The organism is Sphingorhabdus sp. (assembly GCF_044374345.1).
Lineage (GTDB): Bacteria > Pseudomonadota > Alphaproteobacteria > Sphingomonadales > Sphingomonadaceae > Sphingorhabdus_B.
The window spans coordinates 1-20,104 of sequence record NZ_JBILOS010000036.1 but is presented as its reverse complement, the minus strand read 5'-3'; the positions used below and the strand labels follow the sequence as shown (position 1 = coordinate 20,104).

Sequence of the window (20,104 nt, the reverse complement as noted above, 5' to 3'; positions counted from 1 at the left end):
GGAAAAGCCGCAACCAACCGCAGTCCGATCAACCCGCCCCAATCCTGACAGAATAATGTGATGTTGTTGAGATCAAGCTGCGTCAGCCAGTCGCTCATCCACGCGACATGGCGTTCATAGCTATAATCGTCACGGCTGGCCGGCTTGTCAGACTTGCCAAAGCCAATCAAATCCGGTGCCAGCACGCGGTGCCCCGCGGCGGCGAGCGGTGGTACAAATTTGCGGTAGAGATAAGACCAAGTCGGCTCGCCATGCAGCAGCAGGATCGGCGCAGCGTCGCGGGGGCCTTCATCGACATAATGCAACCGCAAGGCTGGCGTGCCCTGCGTTTCAACCTCAACATAATGTGCCGCAAACGGATAGTCCGGAAGGTCGGCGAAAGCGGCCTCGGGCGTGCGCAGGACCTGCATGACTATCGCACTTTCAGGATGCAGTCGACAAAGCCTTGCGGATCATTTTCCTGAATGAAGTGACCGCCCTTCAACGTGCAATGCGGCTGCCCGGCAGTACCGGGAACGCGGCCGATGAAACGGCTCTCGCCCCCGCGCGTGACGGGATCGCCGTCGCTGAAGCAGCACAGGAATGGCTTGTTCCATTTCTCAAACACTTCCCACGCACGTTTCTGGTCGGGGATCGCGACATTGTTCTCGAACGGAACGAAGCTCGGGAATATCCGCGCACCGGCCTTGTAGCGGCTGTCCGGGAACGGCGCATCATAAGCGGCGATCTCAGCCGCGCTGAGCGCGCGCTTTGCCCCGGCGTTGACGATCCTGCCGATGGGGAAAAACGGGCTCCATTTGGAAAAGGCGCGCCAGATAGCAAAAGCGCGCGGTGGCGGGCCGCCTTCGGGCAAGCCGCCATTGGACAGCACAACACTGGCAAAGCGATCCGGCATTTCCGCGACAAGGCGCAGCCCGATCAGCGATCCCCAATCCTGACAGACCAGCGTCATATTGTTCAGGTCAAGCGCCTCAATCCACTGGCGCATCCAGCCAACATGGCGTGCATAGCTATAGTCGGTTTTTTTCGTAGGCTTGTCCGATTTGCCAAAGCCGATCAGGTCAGGCGCGACAACGCGAAAGCCCGCCGCGACGACCGGACCGATCATGTGACGGTACAGATAGCTCCAGCTTGGCTCCCCATGCATCATCAGCACCACCGGCGCATCGCGTGGCCCTTCATCCACATAATGCACACGCAATGGCGTGCCGTCCGAGGGATCGGTAATCTCCACATAATTTGGCGCAAACGGGAAATCGTCGATTGCGGCAAAGGCGCTATCGGGTGTGCGTAGGACTTTCATGGATTCATCCCTAAAATTGGTGATATTGGCACTTACGGTGTCATATTATCAATGGCGGGTCAAGACGCTGGCCCAGCCTTCTTCGTATCAACCAACCGAAACCCGATATGGTCGGTGCCTAATCCGCGTTCCTGAAACTGGCGCGCGGCGGGACGATAGCGCGCGCAATAATTGGCCGCGCAGAGATAGGATCCGCCTTTTATGATATTAACCGGTTCGCTGGCATCGGCGCGCGATCCGCTGCTGCGCGTCCATTCCCAGACATTGCCGATCATATCGTACAGACCGTATCCGTTCGGTTTGAAACAACCCACCGGCGCGCGACCGACATAGCCGTCGGTATTCAGGTTTTTGACCGGGAAGACGCCTTGGTAATAATTCGCTTGCGCCTGGCCCTTCGCATCAACCGGTTCCGGCAAGGCCACCGCGCCGCCGCGTGCAGCATATTCCCACTGCGCCTCGCTCGGCAATTCCTTGCCCGCCCAACGCGCATAGGCCTCTGCGTCCTGATAGGCGATCTGGACAACGGGTTCGTTGTCGCGACCAACGATGGACTCTTTCGGGCCGGAGGGATTTCGCCAGTGCGCCCCCACTACCCAGCGCCACCAACGCGGGTCGTCGTCCGAGGGGATATTGAACACGGCAGAACCCGGGACCAGCATTTCTGGCGGCGCACCGGGCAGCTTGGGCGGATCGCGCTCCGATATGGTTTTGTAACCGGTCGCTTTTACAAAGGCCGCGAATTGGGCGTTGGTCACTTCATGTGTGTCGATCCAGAACCCCTCAACAGCCACCGTCTGCGGCGGACCTTCCTCTGCATAATGCGGATCGTCCCCCATCACAAAGCTGCCACCCGGGACCCAGACCATTTCATTGTCTGGCAAGCCGGTGCATATTGTTTCGGGCGGCACATCTGCATCGCCGCAGCCAGACAACAGCAGCAGCAGACCGAGAACGAGACCAAAGCGCTGCATCATTCCTCTGGCATGCCGGACATGGCATCGCTCAGCAAACGCCGCACGACAGCCTTGGCATCCTCAAAAGGCAGTTCCTGATCATGCCTTAACAATCGCCATGTCTGGAAACTCAATATGACGTTGAGACTGCGGGTACCCGCCACATCGGCCTTCACCGCCGCCGGCAAATGCGCCTCGGTCGTGGCGGATTCGAGCTGCAGCATCCGGCGATAATCCTGCATCAAATAGGGCGATTGAAATCGTTTGAGATTGGCCGAAATCCGGTAAGGCAGGATGGTTTCGAAAACCACTGCCCGCCGGTCAGCGATGTCGAACAGCTTTTCCTTCCAGCTAGCGCCGATGGGCGGTTCGAGGATGATGGGCATCACCTGCGCCGCAATCACCTCCCCCATTTCGCGGTACAGCTCGTCCATATCGTCAAAATGTCGGAAAACCGAGCGGAGCCCAACACCAGCGACCTCCGCAACACGCGCGGCGCTGGGTGCAACATCGCCCTTGCCGACCAAATCGACCATCGCCGCGACTATCTTCGATCGGCTCGACCGGCTGCGTTCCCGCCGGCCATCGGCCAGCGGCGCTTCTGCGCGTGATGTCATTTTGTGCGATGCGTTGGTCATGCGGGCATGTTTTGCGGCAAACGGCCGCTGGCGCAAGCGACAAAAGCGATTGCAAATATATTTTGGCACAATTAATGCCAATAATATTCCGCCGCTTCGTTGCGGGACGCAAAAGATAACTGGGTGAAGGAAAAGACAAGGATGTCAAAAGCAGTCTTCATTTTGGCGGCGCCCGCGCTGCTGCTGTCAACTGCACCGCTGGCGGCGCAAGACAATGTGCGCCAAGCGTGCATGCCCGATATCCGTAAATACTGCTCCGCAGAGTTGGCGACTTTTAGCCGCGAAAACGTCCGCGCCTGCCTTATCAAAAATATCAAAAAGACGTCACCCGCCTGCCAAGAGGCAGCAAAAGCGCGGCGCGATGCCGAGCGCGCCAAAAAGAAGGTTAGTTAGAGCCATGACAGCATGGATAATCTGGGGAACCGCGTTGCTCGCTTATGGGCTATTTCGGCTCTGGTATGACAATTGGTCAGGCCCACTGAAACCTGCCGAAATTGATGCGTTTCTTGCGCAAATGGCGGGGCGTTTCGAAGGCACTGGAAATAGCCAGCAGGTTATGCGGGCGTTCCTTGAAGCCGATGACGGCCGCGAGTTTGTCATGCTCAATCTGGTTAAAGCGCAGATGGAGCAAGTTGAGGACCCCAAAACCGGGCAAATGGTTCAAGGCTTTGATCTGCTGAAGCGCTATTCGCAACGCTTCATGCCGGCTCTGTTCCGCAATGGCGGCCATCCCGGCATGGTCGGACGCAAGGTTGGCGGATATATTGATGCTTGGAATACCGAGGCGGATCCCGATTGGACGATCTTTGGCCTCATGCGTTACCGCAGCCGCCGCGACATGATAAAACTGGTGATGGACCCCGCGTTTATGGAGGGCCATCCCGATAAGCTGCTGGGTACGCTTGCGACATTTTCATTCCCGACGCAGCGGGTCGTGTCGTTCTACGTCAGCCCGCGCGTTACGGTTGCCCTCATCTTGGCGCTTGCTGCGGCGCTTGCACATCTCACCGTCCTGACGGTTAACGGATGAACGCTTTCCTGCCACCCAGTACAAATATCCATTATCGTGGATCACGTTATTCTGCGTGGTTTTTGGCATTATATGGCATTGGCTGGATCGTGCCGGGGATGATCCACAGCTTCCTGCCTGATGGCGGTGCGGGCGTGATTGCAGGGCTTGACCTCAGCCACAATCCAACGATGATTTTCGGCATGTTTGCCTGGGCGGGCGCGACGCAGATTGCGCACGGCATCGTCACCCTCTTGGTCGCACTGCGCTATCGCGCGCTCGTGCCGCTGTTCCTTTTGGTGTCTCTGATCGAGCGCGTGTTGCTGAGCTGGTCGGGCTGGATAAAGCATGTGCCCGTCAGCGGCCATCACCCGCCCGAACATTATGCCAGCCTGATTTCGCTACCGATAATATTATTGTTTCTGTGGCTATCCGTGCGGCGATCAAGCAAAACCCAACCGGAGAGCCCAAAATGAAAAAATGGACATGGATCGGGGCATTGGCGCTGTTGATCGGCGCGGGCTATTTGGGTTTTCAGCAATATAAAATCTACATTCCCGGTATCATCAGCGAATGGCGCGAACCGATTGGCGAAAACCGTCCCATTGCATGGGCACAGGGTCCTGCGGTCGCACCCTCTGGCCAACGTCCGCCCAACGTCATCCTGATTGTGGCAGACGATTTGGGCGTGAATGACATTTCGTTGTACGGTGGCGGGGTTGCCGGTGGCGCGGTGCCGACCCCCAATATCGATTCCATTGCCAAACAGGGCGTCAGCTTTGCCAATGGCTATGCCGCGAACGCCACCTGCTCGCCTTCGCGCGCAGCGTTGATGACGGGGCGTTATCCGACACGGTTCGGTTTTGAATTTACCTCTATTCCAGCGGCATTTGCCTCAAATCTGGCGCATAATGGAGGGAACTCACCCTATCCAACCATCTATCATGAAGAACTGAACCGCGACCTGCCGGCCTATGCCGATATGGGTGTGCCCAATGCGGAAATCATGTTGCCCGAAATACTGAAAGCGCAGGGCTATCACAATATCCACATCGGCAAATGGCATCTGGGTGAAGCCAAACCATTGCGGCCCACGTCACAGGGCTTTGACGAAAGCCTGGGCATGCGCGCGGGCGGCGATTTGTTTATGGCCGAAGACGACCCGCAGGTCGTCAATGCAAAGCTGCCATGGGACCCGATAGACCGCTTTTTATGGGCGAACCTGCCCTATGCGGTCTATTGGGGGAACAGTGCGCGCTTCCGGCCCAAAGGCCACCTGACCGACTATTTCACCGACAATGCGCTGGCCGCAATTGACGCGAACAAGAACCGGCCCTTCTTCATGTACCTCGCCTATAATGCGCCGCATACGCCGCTACAGGCGCTAAAATCAGACTATGACGCGCTGCCGCAGATTAAGGACCATACCCAGCGCGTCTATGGCGCGATGATGCGTCAGCTTGACCGGCGGATTGGCGACGTGCTGCAAAAGTTGAAGGACACCGGGCTCGACGACAACACGCTTGTTATCTTTACCAGCGACAATGGCGGGGCGTGGTATACTGGTATCAAGGATCACAACACGCCCTATCGCGGCTATAAAGGTACCTTCTTCGAAGGCGGCATTCATGTACCAATGATGATGCGCTGGCCGGGTAAGATTGCGCCGGGGACGGTTCGCAACGATGTCGCGCAGCACCTTGATATGTTCGCAACCATTGCCGCGGCAACGGGTGCGCGCATCCCCACCGATCGCAAAATGGACAGCTTCAACCTGCTTGGTACCGGACCAAAACGCGAAGTGACCTTCTGGCGTTCGGGGCATTACCGCGTGGTGCGCGCAGGCGACTGGAAATTGCAGGTTTCCGAACGTCCCAACAAGGTGTGGCTGTTCAACCTCGCCACCGATCCCACCGAGCAAGTCAACTTGGCGGCCAAGGATCCGGCGCGCGTCGCGGAACTGCGCAAGTTAATTGAGGCGCAAAATGCCGGTTTGCCCAAGCCCCTTTGGCCCGGCTTGCTTGAAGGCGCGATCCGGATCGATGTTCCGTTGAATGCCGCATGGAAAAAAGATCAGGAATATGTCTATTGGGCCAACTGATCACGCGCTGATGTTGGCCGAAACTCAGCCTATCCCGGCCTGTGTCGCAAAAGCGTTTTTCAATGCATCCAGCACAGGGGCAGGCCCACCATTTTTGAGCGTGATTGCGCTTACGTCATAGCGTGCCGCATAGCTTGGGTGCATCGGCACGACCGTCAGGTTGAGCGCACGTGCATCCCTATGGGCGAACGAGGCAGGCAATAATGTAATCATGTCGCTTTCGGCAACCAACGCCAAGCACGAGACGAGACTGAGAACGCGGTAATGCGGGAAGCCGGCGTTGCGATATTTTTCTTCTATGTCGGTTGGAATGGCAGAGCGGTAGATTTTCCCATAGCCCGGAATGGCCCATTTATATCGCAACATCTCATCAATGCTAAAGTCGCGGTGCAACGCGGGATGATCCTGACGCATAACCGCGACATAGGGCTCGTCGATTATCCTGCTTATCTGAAACAACCGCTTTTCGGGAATGGCGCTGACGGTCGTTGAATGGAAAAGCAGCAAGTCCGCTTCCCGTTGGCGCAACCGTGCTGCGGCCATGTCGAGAGGAAGGGTTTCCGCCGTCACGCGGATGTTCGGATGTGACTTGTAAAATGCAGCAAGTGCTGGCGCCAATGATGCTTCGATCACCGCAGGCCCCGCAATCAGCCGAAGATGTCGGCTTCCGGTTAAGACCTCATCGCCAATTTGGTCTGCTAGCGCCAAAAGTTCCTCAGCCCTTTGCGCAAGACGGTTGCCTGCATCGGTGGGGACGACGCTGCGCGTGGTCCGGTTGAACAATTCAGCGCCCAATTCTTGTTCAAGCAGCTGCACCGATTTTGTCAGTGCCGAATGCGTCATGCCAAGCTCGCTGGCGGCGCGGCTGAAACTCTTGTGGCGATAAACCGCGACGAACCGGGACAGTCTGTTCAAATTTATATTCATGTTCCAATAATTACATAATATGTATTTATTATTCAATTTTTTAAATCACCGACCAGACTATTCCTCCTATTAATCGCGGGGGAGAATTTTGTGACAGTTACTCAGCTCATCAACCAAAATTGGGTCATCATATCGCTTACTGTTTTTGGGCTGGGCATTTTGTTTGAACTGGGTGCCATTCGCTTCCTCAAACGTAAGGGCAACGTCCCGGCAAAAGACTCCTTGCTGTCCATATTTCTGGGGCTCGCAAGTGACCCGGTAAATGCCATCTTTGCGTTCATCACCACCGCTGCTTTATTTGCAGCGGCGCCCTTTGCCATTGGCGAAATACCGATCACATGGGGATCGTTCTTATTGTGCTTCGTGCTCGATGATCTGCGATTTTACGTGCACCATCGCATATGCCACCGCGTCCGTTGGGGCTGGGCCATGCATGTGGTCCATCATTCATCCACCAATTTCAACATGCCCATTGCGCTGCGCCAAAGTTGGATGAAGCACTTTACCGGAACGATGATGCTCAAAATTCCGCTGATTTTAATCGGCTTTGATCCGGTATTGGTTGTTTTTTGCGGGATCCTTAACGCAACCTACCAATTCTTCCTCCACACCGAAACCGTGGACCGTTTGCCACGGTGGTTTGAATATATCTTCAATACGCCGAGCCACCACAGGGTGCACCATGGCCGCAATCCAGAATATCTGGATGCGAATTTCGCCGGTACGTTGATCATCTGGGATCGTATGTTTGGCACATTTGTCGAGGAAGATCGCGCCGTCCCGGTGGACTATGGCTTGGTCAAAAATCTTGAGACGTTTAATCCATTCACAATTTTAACCCACGAATATGTCGGGATAGTGCAGGATGCGTCGCAGCGCGGGCTGAGCCTGTGGCAGCGGTTTTGTTACATTTTTGCGCCGCCAGGGTGGAGCCATGATGGCTCACGATTGACATCCGAAGACATTAAACGGGAGGCTGGTTTGCTCCCCAATAGCAATACGTCAGAATCCGTGACGAGCGTCTGATGCCCGCCCATTACGCATTATCCGACGCCGCCATTGTGTTGGTCACGATTTTTGCTGGCAATGCGCTTTGGCGAAATGGCCGACATTTACCGGCATTTGCAATGGCCTGCTTTGGCGTTACGGCCTTCATCGGCGTGGTGCGTTTTGGGGCTGGTTTGCAGGATGCGCTCGCCGCTTTGCATGCGGGTGCGTCTCAATTGTTGGGCCTTGCGGGTGCCGTGGCCATATTATCCAGCTATCTGTTCCGCCCCGCGGATAGACACACAATATCGATAATCGCACTCACCCTGTGCGCCGCGACCGCGATCTTTTTGTTCGCGCAACCGCTGCTCGGCCCTGTTTTCCTATTGGCGTTAGTGCTCGTATTTCTTGCCTCAATCGTGCGACCCGGCCCGTCGGGGCGGACGTGGCTTGTGCCAATTGGTTGCGCCGTGATGCTTGCAAATACGTTGTTCATTCGGCGCGCGGCGTGGCTTGATGAGGCTGTGGCCTGGCACATATATCATGTGCTCATAGCCTTGGCGCTGGCTGCACTCGCCAAAGGTTTGATGTCCACCGAACGGGACGTGAACTAATCCATGAGCCATTGCTTTTTAGCTCCAAACCTCAGACGGGTTCAAGCGGCCTCGGTTGCTATGGCATCGGCCAGTGGCAGTTCGATAATGAACCGTGCGCCTTTACGGCTCGATTTGGCGCGCAAAACGCCGCCCATGTCGCGGATGATGCCATAGCTTATCGATAGTCCAAGCCCAGTGCCTTGCTTGGGTGGCTTAGTCGTAAAGAAGGGCTCGAATATCTTGGGCAAGACATCTGGGGGGATACCGGGGCCGTTGTCCGCCACAGTGATCACCGCCGATCGGTCATTGCGATCAATGGTGATTTTTATTTCACCTTCTGCGCTATCGCCGGCATCATGCCGACTATGAATGGCATCATTAGCATTGATGAACAGGTTCAAAAGAACCTGCTCCAGCATCACGGGCAACGCCCGGACGTAGATGTCGGATGCTTTCACTTCGGTAACCAGTTGTGTCCCATCGAGCTCCATCTGTGGTTCGGCCATTAAGATGGCCGCTTCAACCGTATGTTGAATATTGATCGCGGACGGTGCTTCCTTCGACGTCCGGCCAAATATCCGCATTTGCAGCAATATGGCAGAGGCACGTTCGACCTGCGCCAGAACATTTTCAAGCTTGGGAATGAACTTTTCCGCGTCCAAGCGCCCCCGCACCGCGTTTTCACGCAGGTTTGATGCTGCCATTTTGATAAAGTTCAACGGCTGGTTTAACTCATGCGCGGTACCAGAAATCATCCGGCCAAGGCTTGCCATCTTGTCCGATTGCAAAAGCTGATCCTCAGATGCCTTCCGTTCGGAAATATCCATGATGATGCCAACGGCTTCTTGCTCTGCACCCTGCGCCGTGGGCTCCACAGATAGCGTGTCATATACCCAGACATAGTGGCCATTTTTGTGCCGGAGGCGATATTCAGCCGCATACACTTTTCCCGGCTCCAAATGTCTAAACGCATCCATGCAATACTCATAGTCGTCCGGATGAATGGAGCTGCTCCACCATTTTTCCGCCAAACCTTCTGCCGTCGAATAGCCCAGCATTTGTTCAAGTGACCGGCTGATATAGGTCATGTCCGTCCCTTCGCCATTCGCGACGTCAACGGCATAGACGATGATCGGAGCATGCTGCGCGATGCTGTTCAGCCGGCGTTGATAGCTAGCCAGCGCTCCACGCTCACGACCAAACGAAGCAGCTGCCATCGCTATCGTTCCCGAAATCTCGCTAACTTCCTCAATAAATATGTGGTCGGACGCAGTTTGTGCTCTCCCAAACTGCGTAAGGTCTGCGGCTGCCTGCGACACACGCCGCAACACATTCGAGGCCTTCAAACTCATATGCGATGCCACCAGCCCAATCAGAAAAACGAACGTGATGACCGCAAGAAAATGCAGCAGTTGTACCGCGCGCGCTTTCAGAACCGCCGGTTCAAGCGGAAGCACTGAAGCGACCTGCCATTGCGGTAGAGCAGCGATGGGGTTCAGACGAACGATTTGCGTGTCACGCAGATCGGACGTGATTGCACGATCATAATCGACGTCACTTAAAAGAACGGGTTTTGTAAAAGCCGTCGCCTGCTGACTTTGGGACATGGAACCGACAAGAGTGCGCACATGTGCGGTGACATGCGTCAGCGCGAATGTCCCTTGGGCAGGACTGATGAAAAAGATATTGTCCATGCCGTGCTGGCCGGGTTTTTCGACAAGATCATGCAAGGTTTTCGGACGTAATATGGCGACAATATCGTCCGCTTGGCCGTTTCGAACATGCGGAACGACCAATGCAAAATCGACATTCGATCGCGCTGGCCCAAGATTTAACGCGACCAAGCGCGCCCGCTTGTCCGTTGAAGGCGATAGATCGGCTTTGGCCGACGTTGCTCCGATAACCGAGCCGCCTTCCGCCGATACAAACTCCGCCAGGCTTTGATTGGGGGCCAAGAAAGCAATTTTCTGAAATTCAGCCGCAAATTCCTTCGGCAAACGCGCCTCGGACTGGCCGCGGGGCAGCTCACCATTATCTGCATAGCCGCGCAGCAGCATAGTTCGTGAATCGACCCATGCACTCAACTTCGCGTCCGCGACGCGCATACGCGTTTCAACATTTCGGTTAACCTCTTCCATCGCGGCACGTTCACGCGACGGCCTCTCCAGCGCCATATACACCGTCGCCGGGATCAGCACCGTTCCCATGAATAACATGACCGTAAAGCATTCAACCATGAGCTTTGGCCAATGCCCGAATTTTCCGAACGGATTTCGGCTCAAAATGGCAACATAGATGATCTCACCAATAACAACGTTCAATATTCCGTTGGCGATTTGCTTTGCGACCACGAGGGCAACCGACAGCTGATCCAGTTTCAGGATGCCGCCATAGAATAAGAACAATAACGGCGCGCCTGCCACTATCCAGTAAAGAACGACGCTGCGTACTGGCGATGAGCGGGGCGCAACAAGGGCGATAAACACCGCTTCGCATGCCGACACGATCCAACCCCATGGGTGGTTCCACAAGATGATCGACCCGATGCTTGACACCGAAACCGCAAGTACCAGCGACTGCGGAGCCAACACGCGTATAAACACATATACCAGCGCGTTGCCGAGTAAAAAGTTCGTGCCCCAGCCAAGCTTGAGCTCGAAAATATTCAGAAAAAGCCCTGTAGCACCGAGCAATAGGGCCATCAGAAATTCTGTTTTGGGAATATCCCGGATCGCCGGGAATCCGGTCCAGCGGCGGCTCAACACGCCAATACCGTGCGGATAGCCGCGACCAATGCGTCCGTGTCCGCTGGCTTCAGAAAGATGGGAATGTCTGCCAAATCATCGCCTAGCTGCGTGCTGGCGTCGCCCGTCAGAATCATGAAGTTAACATGACGTCCTTCCGGAAGGGCAGCGCGCACGCCATTAATCATGCTGATGCCATCCAGATGCGCCATGCGCAGGTCGGTGATGACAACCGCAATATCCGGCATTTCCAGAATCATAGCCATGCCTTGTACGGGATCAGCACAGGTGAAGGTTCTAAACCCCGCGAGTTCGAAAAACTCCTGATATTCGGGCAGAATTTCGTGCTCGTCATCGATAAGCAAAATGCTTGAGGACGAGAGAAATGGTTGGGCACCAACCCCTTTCAGCAGTGAATTCATGAAGCATCCCAACTATGCATATTCTGCTAGTGGATATGCATAGCTGATTTCAACCTGTATTACATCTAAAAGCAGGCATCGCAGCGCAACTGCCCCTCACATTTTAGGATTTCCTTTGTTTACCCGTTGATATTCGGAGAAAACACCCGACCGATGCCGAAACGCCACATGATCACATTCGAATAGACTTGCCCTGGACGGAGAACAATTGACGCAAAAGAGGGTTGGTTGAGTGCGTCCGGAAACATTTGCGGCTCAAGCGCAATCGCATCGCCGACCCGATAGCTTTTGCTTGCCTTGCCCGCTGTCGTTCCGTCAAAGAAATTGCCAGAATAAAACTGCAGCCCCGGCTGGTTGGACAGCAACGTCATCGTCCGACCGGACACTGGATCTTTCAAATATGCCATCAATCGGGGTTCGCCCGCGACCGCCTCATCAACCACCCAATTATGGTCATATCCGCCGCCATGGGTCAGTTGAATGTCGGCGTTGCTGCGGACATATCTACTGATGGGCATGGGCTCACGAAAATCAAATGGCGTTGCAACAACGCTGCGGCGTTCTCCCGTAGGGATCAGCGTCGCGTCAACCGGCAGAAATTGTTCGGCGTCGATCGTCAGCACATGGTCCATCGCATCATAGGCAGCCCCCTCGCCCCCCAAATTCCAATAAGCATGGTTCGTCAGGTTCACGCAGGTCGGCGCGTCGGTGACGGCTTCGTAATGCACCGACAGCGCATTGTCGGGGTGCAATTGATAGGTTGCGGTAACGGTCAATTTGCCCGGATATCCCTGATCACCATCGGGGCTAATATGCGACAGCGTCACCGATAACGCCTCTTCATCACAATCCGTGATCGTCCAGTTCATCTTGTCGAACCCGACATCGCCGCCGTGCAGCGAATGCGTGCCGTCATTGGCGGGAACGCTGTAAACCTTGCCATCAAGTTCAAAACGCGCACCGGCGATACGGTTGGCGACCCGGCCGACGGTCGCGCCGAAATATTGCCGCTGCGCGACATATTCCGCAATCTCGGCATAGCCCGTTGTGACGTCCGCAAAGTGACCGTTGGCGTCGGGCACACAGACCGATTGGATAGACGCACCGTAGCTGATAATCCGGACCGACATGCCGGCGGCATTGGTCAGCGTCACCGCGTGGACAGCTTCACCACTGGCCAGCGTTCCAAAAATGTCACGCTGTAAGCTGGGTTGGGTCACGCCGTTTTCCTGTGCATGTCGTGGGCAATCGATAGCGACCCGTGTTTACATTATTGCGGGATTACACAGCCTGGCCGTTTTCGGCGGCGTTATCGTAGCGTATTTCAAGATACCGGCCACGCACCGCCAATTTGTCGAGTTCACCGCGCGAAATCTGCCCCGTCATCGTTTCGATTTCGCGGTCAATGGTCTTCAGGCCATCGACCAGCTGCTGCGCGGGTGTCTTTCCGGCATGCTCTTTGTGCCGAAGGCTATCAGGAATGCGCTTATAGCCGTTAATCAGCTCGGGCAGATGTTCCCCCACAAGTTTCCGGACTTCACGGGCCGCAGGGTCATTATCGTCAAGCGTTTGCAGTTGCGGCGCAAGCTGGTCCAAGCGAAGCCCGATATCTTGCATCAACGACACCGCAGGCGCGGGCAATGCAGGGCGCTGCGCCTCAAGCCAAATCTCTGTTTTTCCCGCCAATGTGCCCAGATCGGTGATCTTCAGGCTCTCCGCCGTGGGCATCGGCATTTGCGGAAAGCGCATCAGGACATAGGCTACGGTTGTCACCAGCAGGGCGGTGATCATCACGCCCCAAAAACCGATGCCGCCAATAATGCCGCCGATGATGCCTGCGCCAATTAATACAGCACCAACCGCCATTGTGGCCTTGCTGACTTTGCTCCAGAAATGTGCGCGGCGCAGCGCCTGCGACTTTGTCCCGATGGGGGCAAAGCGGACATTGCGCAGCGACCGTGCCGCGCCGTTAAGGATGTCGTCGGAATTGGATGCAGGGCTATTCATATTGTACCTTGATGTGCAAACCGTAGTGCTGAGCCTGTCGAAGTACGTCCAGCCGACAAGCGCCCTTCGACGGGCTCAGGGCTACGGTAATATATCGTCATTATGCCTCAAGTGACAGCAAACCGCTGTCCTGCACAGACTGGGTTGCCTGCGCCTGCCCTTCGGCCCGCGCGATATAGCCCTTGGACTTTTCGACTTCCTTCTCAAGCGCTTCGGACGTTTGCTTCATGCTGTCGAGCGCCTTCATCTTGAAAGTGTCGATGGCGTCCATCGTGTCGTAGATATTCTGGAACGCACGGCTCAACGTTTCCAACGGGATGGTGGCGCCGGCGGCTTGTTCATGAATACGGCCCGTATTGTCGCGCAGCAACTGACCGGTGCTGTCGATGATGTTCGCGGTCGTCGTGTTGAGCGCGGTAATCTGGTCCAAAACGAGCCGCTGGTTGGTCATCGCCTGCGCCACGGTAACCGCCGTGCGCAATGCGCCAACGGTGGTGGTCGATGCGCGGTCGACACCTTTGACCAGTTCGACATTGTTCTTTTTGACCAGATCGAGCGCGAGATAACCCTGCACCGTCACCGCCATTTGCGTCAGCAAATCTTGCGTACGTTGGCGCACATAGAACAACGCGCTTTCCTTTATCGCACGCGCTTTGGCAGGGTCGGACAGTTCAAGATCAGCGGCTTTTTCTTCCAATTTCGTGTCCAACTGCTTGGACATGACAATCATCTGTTCCAGCTTGCCCATGGCAACCCACAGATTCTGCCGCTCAACGTCGATCGCGGCATTATCCATCAACAGCTCGTCCTTGCCATTGCCAAGACGCGCGAGAACCGAACTGATATGCGTTTGCGAACTTTGATAGCTGTCGAAATAATTGCGCAGCTTGTTGCCGAATGGGATGATGCCAAACAGCTTTTGCTTGGTCATCAGATTGCCCTTTTTGGACGGGTCCAGATCTTCAACAACGCGGCGCAATTCGGCGAGATCCGCGCCGACGCCGGAACTTTCATCCATGCGGCGAATGGGCTTGTCGAGGAAACGGTTCGACTGTGCCGATGCTTCCATAATTTCCTTGCGGCCCATGTTGGTCAATTGGTCCACGCGCTTGCCGAATTCCGGGCTGTTCACATCCTGCGCGACCAAGTCAGCGACATAGGCTTCAACGCGCTGCGCAAGCTTGCTTTGCTGTTCATCGGTCACCGGAACCAAGCCCATCGCCTGTTGCGGCGCGACGGTTGGCACGGGGTCGGGCGGAGTCAGCTTCAGCTCTGGTACGGTTTGGGTAACGGTTTCAGTCGACATCGCTAAATCCCTCAGTAATTCTATAGAACAACAGATGGAGCGCGTGCCTGACCATTTCAAGCACTTAGCGCCAAAGCTGTATTATTTTTCTAATACAGCGCCACCTTGTTCCTTCAAAGCAGCTTCGACCAGCGGCGATAATCCTTCGACAACCCGCGACACCCCTTTCGCATTGGGGTGGATGTTATCGGGCAGCATCAGCGCGCCATCGGTCACTACGCCTTCGAGGAAAAATGGATATAAAGGCGCGTCATATTGCTTCGCGAGTTGTGGGAATATCGCATTGAACGCATTGCCATAATCTTGACCCAGGTTCGGCGCCGCTAACATGCCAGTCAGAAGAACGGGAATGTCGCGCCGCTTAAGCTCGTCCAGCATCGCGACCATATTTGCCTTGGTTTCTGCAGGCTTGATACCGCGCAACATATCGTTCCCGCCAAGGCCAAGCACAACCAGATCCGGCTTGCGCTCCAGATTATCCAGCACAAATGCCAGCCGCGTTTTTCCCGCCGCTGTTGTGTCGCCTGATACGCCAGCATTGTGAACCCGGGCATTTATGCCATCGGCCTGCAACGCCGCCTGCAATTGCGGCGCGAGCCCTTCATTGGGGGCAAGCCTGTAGCCTGCGTAAAGGCTGTCCCCAAAGGCCACGACCAGCCGGTCATATGCCTGAACCTTCGCCGTTTCCTGCGCTTGCGCCTTATTTTCCGCTACAGGGTTAGACCCGCATGCAACCAGCCCTTGGATTGCGACAATAAGCGCACCATATAGCCAAAAACCTCTATTCATAAGGATGCTTCCTTGCACGCTCCGGTTAACATGAAAACGGATATGGCAATCCGTGCGGCAAATGTCACCCTCAGCCTTGGTTCCAACGATGCCGAGGTGTCGATTTTACGCGGCGTCGACCTTGAGGTGCCGTATGACAGCAGCGTTGCATTGCTTGGCCCATCGGGCTCGGGCAAGTCCTCACTCATGGCGGTGCTCGCGGGGCTTGAGCAAGCCACTGGCGGCACTGTTCTGGTCGACGGCCTCGACTTTACGAAACTGGATGAAGACGCGCTGGCACGCGCACGGCGCGGGCGTATCGGCATTGTGCTGCAGGCGTTTCATTTGTTGCCAACGATGACCGCGCTCGAAAATGTCGCCATCCCGATGGAACTGGCGGGGATGGATGATCCATTCGGCCGCGCAAAGGCCGAGTTGGAAGCGGTCGGCCTTGGGCATCGGTTGACCCATTATCCATCGCAACTGTCGGGCGGCGAGCAGCAACGCGTTGCCATCGCCCGCGCCATGGCCGCTGGCCCCAAAATCATATTTGCCGACGAGCCGACGGGCAATCTCGACGGATCGACCGGCACGTCGATTGTCGATCTGTTATTCGCCCGCCGTGCAGCATTGGGGGCAACGCTGCTGATTATCACGCATGACCCGGAACTCGCACGCAAATGTGACCGTGTGATTGTGATGCAAGACGGCCATGTGGTGGAGCGTGTGGGTTGAGCCTACCCCTCGCCGCCATTTGGCGCATATCGCGCCGTGATCTGTCCGCACGCATTCGCGGGTTGCGGCTGCTTGCGATTTGCCTGTTTCTGGGCGTCGCAACATTGGCGGCTATTGGCAGCCTGACGGCCGGGATTTCGGACGAGCTTTCACGCCGCGGCCAGACGATCCTGGGCGGGGATATTGAGATTGGCATTGCACAACGCGAGGCGAACGCCGCGGAAATGGCGGCGATGCGCAAGGCGGGTGCGGTTTCCGAAACCATCCGCTTGCGCGCAATGGCGATTGGTAACGATAGCCTGCTCGCGGAACTCAAGGCCATCGACAACGTCTATCCGCATTATGGCGCGCTCACATTGCGCGAGGGCGGTTCGGCCAAAGCTCCCGCAAAGGGTGAGATTTACATCGGGCCAACCTTGTCCGAACGGCTTGATATCGCAACGGGCGGCACCGTCCGTTTTGGCGAAGCAACGTTCAAGGTTGCCGGCATCATTGCGGAAGAACCCGACCGCTTGGGTGAAGGCTTCACTCTTGGGCCAGTCGCCATCATCAACATGGCGTCGCTGCCGGACACCGGACTCATCCAGCCGGGCAGCATGTATGAGAGCAAATATCGCATCAAGCTTGCCCCGCAAGAGGATGCGGCAGCCGTCGCCAAAGCGCTTGAGGCCCAATTCCCCTCCGCAGGCTGGGATATTACCGACCGGTCAAACGGCGCGCCGGGAACACGGCGCTTCATTGAGCGCATGGGGCAATTCCTGACTTTGGTCGGCCTCGCCGCATTGGTGATCGCCGGTATTGGCGTCGGCAATGGCGTCGGCAGCTATCTCGCCAGCAAACGCGCAAGCATCGCGACATTGAAGGTCACGGGCGCGGACAGCCAGACGATATTCCGCATTTATATGCTGCAAATTCTTGCGGTCGCATCTGTCGCGATATTGGTTGGTCTTGGCGTCGGCAGCGTCATGCCGATGGCGATTGGCTGGGTTGCAGGCGACATCCTGCCCGTTGCGCCGGGCTTCAATGTGCATCCGCTCCCCTTGGCGATCAGCGCTATCTACGGCTTGCTCATTGCGTTGGCCTTCGCCCTACCCCCGCTTGCGCGTGCCCGCACGGTGCCCGCAGCCGGGCTGTTCCGCGCGATCGTCGAAGGCAATAGCCGTATAGACCGCAAAAGCAGCATCTGGGTGGTTGGCGCGATTTCCGCAATCGTGGCGCTGGCGGTTGTCACAGCACGCGAGCCGATGTTCTCGCTTGCGTTCATTGGAGCGGCATTCGGCCTGTTGCTTTTGCTCACCGGCATCGCATTCCTGCTGCGCTTCGTTGCCATCCGCCTGCCCCGTCCAAAGGCCCCACTGCCCCGGTTGGCCCTCGCCAACTTGCATAGGCCAGGCGCGCAGACGCAGGCGCTCGTTGTCGCCTTGGGCCTTGGGCTGACCTTGTTCGTCACACTCGCGGCGATTCAGACCAGCATAAATAACGAAATCAAGAACAGCGTCCCCGAACGCGCACCAAGCTTTTTCGTGCTCGATATCCCGCGCGACGGCGCTGGCACGTTCACGCGTATGGTCAAGGACGCAGACCCTGCCGCCACGATCAACCTCATCCCCGCGCTGCGTGGCACGATCATCGAATATGGCGGCCAACGCGTCGATCAATTGGAAGAACTGCCGGAAGGCGCATGGGTGCTAAATGGCGACCGTGGCCTGACCTACAGCGCCGATATTCCAAAAGGCAGCGAGCTCGTAGAGGGCGAGTGGTGGCCAGCCGATTATAATGGACCAGCTTTGGTCAGCCTTGATGCCGAAATCGCTGAGGTCCTGAATGTTGGCATTGGCGATAGCCTGACCGTCAGTCTGCTTGGCGTCGAAGTTCCTGCCAAAATTGCGTCACTGCGCACGGTCAATTGGGAGAATTTCGGCCTCAATTATGTGATGGTCTTCTCACCCGGCAGCCTCGACGCCGCGCCGCACAATATGGTGGCGACCCTGACGGTGTCAAAGGACGCCGAGCGCGTCTTGGCCAAATCCTTACCGCCCGCCTTCCCCTCATCCTCCCTGATTGAGGTTGGCGAGGTGACGGCGCAAATCACCAATTTGCTCAGCCAAATGGCGCAAGCCATCGCGGCGGCCGCGTCCATCGCGATATTGGCGGGTATCGCTGTTCTCGTCGGTGCCATCGCCGCTGCGCGCCAATCACGTATCTATGACGCGGTGATTACCAAGATGCTGGGCGGCACACGCAGCCAGATATTGGGCGCACAGGCGATGGAATATGGCATCTTGGCCGTGGTGCTCGGATTGCTGTCCCTCGCGCTTGGCATGGGCGCCGCATATTATGTCGTCGTGCACATCTTCGATTTCAGCTTCGCGCCCGATTATGGCATATTAATGCTAACGTTGGTCGGGGGCGCTGGGCTGACATTCATACTCGGCATGGTCGGCTCATTGCCAATATTGGCCGCGCGTCCTTCGGAGGCGCTCAGGAGCCTCTAAATATTCACCGTAGAACTACGGTTTTTTGTCCGCAGCCAAATGCGTCGCCATAGGCGCCGACAATATCAACTGCGCCATATGGTACGCCAGCGTCGGTAACAGCACCATGCCAGCAATCGCTGGTGGAAATATCGTTGCGGCCAGCGGCGCGCCAATGGCGATGCTTTTCTGTCCGCCTGAAAACAGCATGGTAATCCGGTCACCGCGTGGCAGTTTCATGATCCCGCCCAGCACCCACGCGCCGCCAAAACCGATGACCAGCATGATCGAAAGCGCCACTGCCAACCACGCCAGTTCATCGCCGCGCACAATGCTCCAGATACCCGCAACCACTGCACCTGAAAATGCAACATAGACGGCAATCGCAATCGACACGCGGTCCATCCATGTCGCGAGCGATTTGTGCCCATCGACCCAAGGCTTGAACCAACGCTGCATCATCTGGCCAAGCGCAAAGGGCAGCAACAAGATCAGCGCAATCCGTCCCACCGCTTCACCCGACACGCTGCCTTCGCCCACATGCGCCAGCACAGCGAACAGCACGGGCGAAAGGACCACACCGACAAGGTTAATCAACGCGGCTGCCACCACCGATGCGGCAACATTGCCTTTGGCCAATGCGCAATAGGCAGCGGCCGACTGCACCGTTGATGGCAAAATGCCGGTGAACAATATTCCGAGCGCCAGCGTGGCCGGTAGGACATTGTCGAAAATATGCGACAGTATTAATCCGGCGGCGGACATTACCCCAAATACAAACAGGAAAATCGTGCCCTGCAGCCGCCAGTTGCGCACGCCGTTGACAACCTCTTGCCGCGGCAACCGGACACCATTCAGGAAAAAGAGCACGAAAATCGCCGCGGACGAGATCATGGCCGCAACATTGGCAGCCGCCCCACGCACGGGGAGGAAGCTTGCCAGCAATATCGTGCCAAGCAGCAAAAGAACGAAGCGGTCAGCAAAGATACGGGCAAACATGGCGATGCTTTGACCTGAACAATCGCCTATTGCAACACCAGCGATGTTGCGCCGCAACACATATTGGGTTAAGGGCCCGCGAGAATCTGGTGGCATGTGGCTACCATGAAGACCTTCCAAAAGGCCCATTTC

At 56.4% G+C, this 20,104-nt stretch carries 20 protein-coding genes; 8 read left to right on the top strand and 12 right to left on the bottom strand.

What is annotated here, in order from left to right; all coding sequences use genetic code 11:
- The 4 genes from ACIQ5B_RS05430 to ACIQ5B_RS05415 form a co-directional block, all read right to left on the bottom strand.
- A partial coding sequence (locus tag ACIQ5B_RS05430) for an alpha/beta fold hydrolase (RefSeq protein WP_397598141.1) occupies positions 1–410 on the bottom strand: 410 nt, incomplete at its 3' end.
- Between the two features lie 2 nt (positions 411–412).
- The gene (locus ACIQ5B_RS05425; RefSeq protein ID WP_397598140.1) at positions 413–1,303 is read right to left on the bottom strand and encodes a haloalkane dehalogenase; all 891 of its coding nucleotides are present in this window, start codon (positions 1,301–1,303) and stop codon (positions 413–415) included.
- A 59-nt stretch (positions 1,304–1,362) separates the two neighbouring features.
- The gene (locus tag ACIQ5B_RS05420) at positions 1,363–2,280 is read right to left on the bottom strand and encodes a formylglycine-generating enzyme family protein (RefSeq protein WP_397598139.1); all 918 of its coding nucleotides are present in this window, start codon (positions 2,278–2,280) and stop codon (positions 1,363–1,365) included.
- Positions 2,277–2,897, bottom strand: a complete 621-nt coding sequence (locus ACIQ5B_RS05415) for a TetR/AcrR family transcriptional regulator (RefSeq protein WP_397598138.1) — start codon at positions 2,895–2,897, stop codon at positions 2,277–2,279. The genes ACIQ5B_RS05420 and ACIQ5B_RS05415 overlap by 4 nt, the downstream gene beginning before the upstream one ends.
- A 99-nt stretch (positions 2,898–2,996) precedes the next feature.
- On the opposite strand from ACIQ5B_RS05415, the gene ACIQ5B_RS05410 reads away from it, so the two are divergent.
- Genes ACIQ5B_RS05410 through ACIQ5B_RS05395 form a run of 4 tightly spaced genes read left to right on the top strand, consistent with a single transcriptional unit; the run spans position 2,997 to position 6,007 of the window.
- A complete protein-coding gene (locus ACIQ5B_RS05410) occupies positions 2,997–3,290 on the top strand; it encodes a hypothetical protein (protein ID WP_397598137.1) in 294 nt (97 codons plus the stop codon).
- A 4-nt stretch (positions 3,291–3,294) separates the two neighbouring features.
- Entirely contained in the window at positions 3,295–3,927 is a 633-nt protein-coding gene (locus tag ACIQ5B_RS05405; protein WP_397598136.1) for a hypothetical protein, read from the top strand.
- Positions 3,924–4,382: a hypothetical protein gene (locus ACIQ5B_RS05400; RefSeq protein ID WP_397598135.1), complete on the top strand. Its 459-nt coding sequence runs from the start codon at positions 3,924–3,926 to the stop codon at positions 4,380–4,382. The genes ACIQ5B_RS05405 and ACIQ5B_RS05400 overlap by 4 nt, the downstream gene beginning before the upstream one ends.
- Positions 4,379–6,007, top strand: coding sequence for a sulfatase-like hydrolase/transferase (locus ACIQ5B_RS05395; protein WP_397598134.1), 1,629 nt, complete (start codon positions 4,379–4,381; stop codon positions 6,005–6,007). The genes ACIQ5B_RS05400 and ACIQ5B_RS05395 overlap by 4 nt, the downstream gene beginning before the upstream one ends.
- A 24-nt stretch (positions 6,008–6,031) precedes the next feature.
- On the opposite strand, the gene ACIQ5B_RS05390 is transcribed toward ACIQ5B_RS05395, so the two are convergent.
- A complete protein-coding gene (locus ACIQ5B_RS05390) occupies positions 6,032–6,934 on the bottom strand; it encodes a LysR family transcriptional regulator (RefSeq protein WP_397598133.1) in 903 nt (300 codons plus the stop codon).
- A gap of 90 nt (positions 6,935–7,024) precedes the next feature.
- On the opposite strand from ACIQ5B_RS05390, the gene ACIQ5B_RS05385 reads away from it, so the two are divergent.
- Positions 7,025–7,960 (top strand): sterol desaturase family protein, encoded by a 936-nt coding sequence (locus tag ACIQ5B_RS05385; RefSeq protein ID WP_397598132.1) that lies wholly within the window; start codon positions 7,025–7,027, stop codon positions 7,958–7,960.
- A complete protein-coding gene (locus ACIQ5B_RS05380) occupies positions 7,960–8,535 on the top strand; it encodes a hypothetical protein (protein WP_397598131.1) in 576 nt (191 codons plus the stop codon). The genes ACIQ5B_RS05385 and ACIQ5B_RS05380 overlap by 1 nt, the downstream gene beginning before the upstream one ends.
- 41 nt (positions 8,536–8,576) lie before the next feature.
- On the opposite strand, the gene ACIQ5B_RS05375 is transcribed toward ACIQ5B_RS05380, so the two are convergent.
- The 6 genes from ACIQ5B_RS05375 to ACIQ5B_RS05350 all read right to left on the bottom strand — a co-directional run bounded on the left by ACIQ5B_RS05375 (position 8,577) and on the right by ACIQ5B_RS05350 (position 15,785).
- Positions 8,577–11,219: an ATP-binding protein gene (locus ACIQ5B_RS05375; protein WP_397598130.1), complete on the bottom strand. Its 2,643-nt coding sequence runs from the start codon at positions 11,217–11,219 to the stop codon at positions 8,577–8,579.
- A 56-nt stretch (positions 11,220–11,275) separates the two neighbouring features.
- The gene (locus ACIQ5B_RS05370; protein ID WP_397598129.1) at positions 11,276–11,683 is read right to left on the bottom strand and encodes a response regulator; all 408 of its coding nucleotides are present in this window, start codon (positions 11,681–11,683) and stop codon (positions 11,276–11,278) included.
- Between the two features lie 119 nt (positions 11,684–11,802).
- On the bottom strand, positions 11,803–12,903 hold the full coding sequence (locus ACIQ5B_RS05365; RefSeq protein WP_397598128.1) for an aldose epimerase family protein: 1,101 nt from the start codon (positions 12,901–12,903) through the stop codon (positions 11,803–11,805).
- Positions 12,904–12,964: 61 nt separating this feature from the next.
- Positions 12,965–13,690 carry a hypothetical protein gene (locus tag ACIQ5B_RS05360; RefSeq protein WP_397598127.1) on the bottom strand — a complete coding sequence of 242 codons (726 nt, stop codon included), beginning with the start codon at positions 13,688–13,690 and terminating at the stop codon, positions 12,965–12,967.
- 100 nt (positions 13,691–13,790) lie between these two features.
- On the bottom strand, positions 13,791–14,996 hold the full coding sequence (locus ACIQ5B_RS05355; protein ID WP_397598126.1) for a toxic anion resistance protein: 1,206 nt from the start codon (positions 14,994–14,996) through the stop codon (positions 13,791–13,793).
- A gap of 81 nt (positions 14,997–15,077) precedes the next feature.
- Positions 15,078–15,785 (bottom strand): arylesterase, encoded by a 708-nt coding sequence (locus ACIQ5B_RS05350; protein WP_397598125.1) that lies wholly within the window; start codon positions 15,783–15,785, stop codon positions 15,078–15,080.
- Between the two features lie 30 nt (positions 15,786–15,815).
- On the opposite strand from ACIQ5B_RS05350, the gene ACIQ5B_RS05345 reads away from it, so the two are divergent.
- Entirely contained in the window at positions 15,816–16,499 is a 684-nt protein-coding gene (locus ACIQ5B_RS05345; RefSeq protein WP_395627831.1) for an ABC transporter ATP-binding protein, read from the top strand.
- Positions 16,496–18,994 (top strand): ABC transporter permease, encoded by a 2,499-nt coding sequence (locus ACIQ5B_RS05340; protein ID WP_397598124.1) that lies wholly within the window; start codon positions 16,496–16,498, stop codon positions 18,992–18,994. The genes ACIQ5B_RS05345 and ACIQ5B_RS05340 overlap by 4 nt, the downstream gene beginning before the upstream one ends.
- 15 nt (positions 18,995–19,009) lie before the next feature.
- Here ACIQ5B_RS05340 and ACIQ5B_RS05335 read toward each other — a convergent pair.
- Positions 19,010–20,104 (bottom strand): bile acid:sodium symporter family protein (locus ACIQ5B_RS05335; protein ID WP_397598123.1); only part of this gene is annotated, 1,095 nt, incomplete at its 5' end.

Bases quoted from the DNA above. Each gene is read 5' to 3' on its own strand.
- ACIQ5B_RS05425 (WP_397598140.1), bottom strand. From the start codon at position 1,303: ATGAAAGTCCTACGCACACCCGATAGCGCCTTTGCCGCAATCGACGAT.
- ACIQ5B_RS05420 (WP_397598139.1), bottom strand. From the start codon at position 2,280: ATGATGCAGCGCTTTGGTCTCGTTCTCGGTCTGCTGCTGCTGTTGTCT.
- ACIQ5B_RS05360 (WP_397598127.1), bottom strand. From the start codon at position 13,690: ATGAATAGCCCTGCATCCAATTCCGACGACATCCTTAACGGCGCGGCA.
- ACIQ5B_RS05395 (WP_397598134.1), top strand. From the start codon at position 4,379: ATGAAAAAATGGACATGGATCGGGGCATTGGCGCTGTTGATCGGCGCG.
- ACIQ5B_RS05400 (WP_397598135.1), top strand. From the start codon at position 3,924: ATGAACGCTTTCCTGCCACCCAGTACAAATATCCATTATCGTGGATCA.
- ACIQ5B_RS05345 (WP_395627831.1), top strand. From the start codon at position 15,816: ATGAAAACGGATATGGCAATCCGTGCGGCAAATGTCACCCTCAGCCTT.
- ACIQ5B_RS05390 (WP_397598133.1), bottom strand. From the start codon at position 6,934: ATGAATATAAATTTGAACAGACTGTCCCGGTTCGTCGCGGTTTATCGC.
- ACIQ5B_RS05350 (WP_397598125.1), bottom strand. From the start codon at position 15,785: ATGAATAGAGGTTTTTGGCTATATGGTGCGCTTATTGTCGCAATCCAA.
- ACIQ5B_RS05405 (WP_397598136.1), top strand. From the start codon at position 3,295: ATGACAGCATGGATAATCTGGGGAACCGCGTTGCTCGCTTATGGGCTA.
- ACIQ5B_RS05370 (WP_397598129.1), bottom strand. From the start codon at position 11,683: ATGAATTCACTGCTGAAAGGGGTTGGTGCCCAACCATTTCTCTCGTCC.
- ACIQ5B_RS05415 (WP_397598138.1), bottom strand. From the start codon at position 2,897: ATGACCAACGCATCGCACAAAATGACATCACGCGCAGAAGCGCCGCTG.
- ACIQ5B_RS05375 (WP_397598130.1), bottom strand. From the start codon at position 11,219: ATGGCCCTATTGCTCGGTGCTACAGGGCTTTTTCTGAATATTTTCGAG.
- ACIQ5B_RS05380 (WP_397598131.1), top strand. From the start codon at position 7,960: ATGCCCGCCCATTACGCATTATCCGACGCCGCCATTGTGTTGGTCACG.
- ACIQ5B_RS05355 (WP_397598126.1), bottom strand. From the start codon at position 14,996: ATGTCGACTGAAACCGTTACCCAAACCGTACCAGAGCTGAAGCTGACT.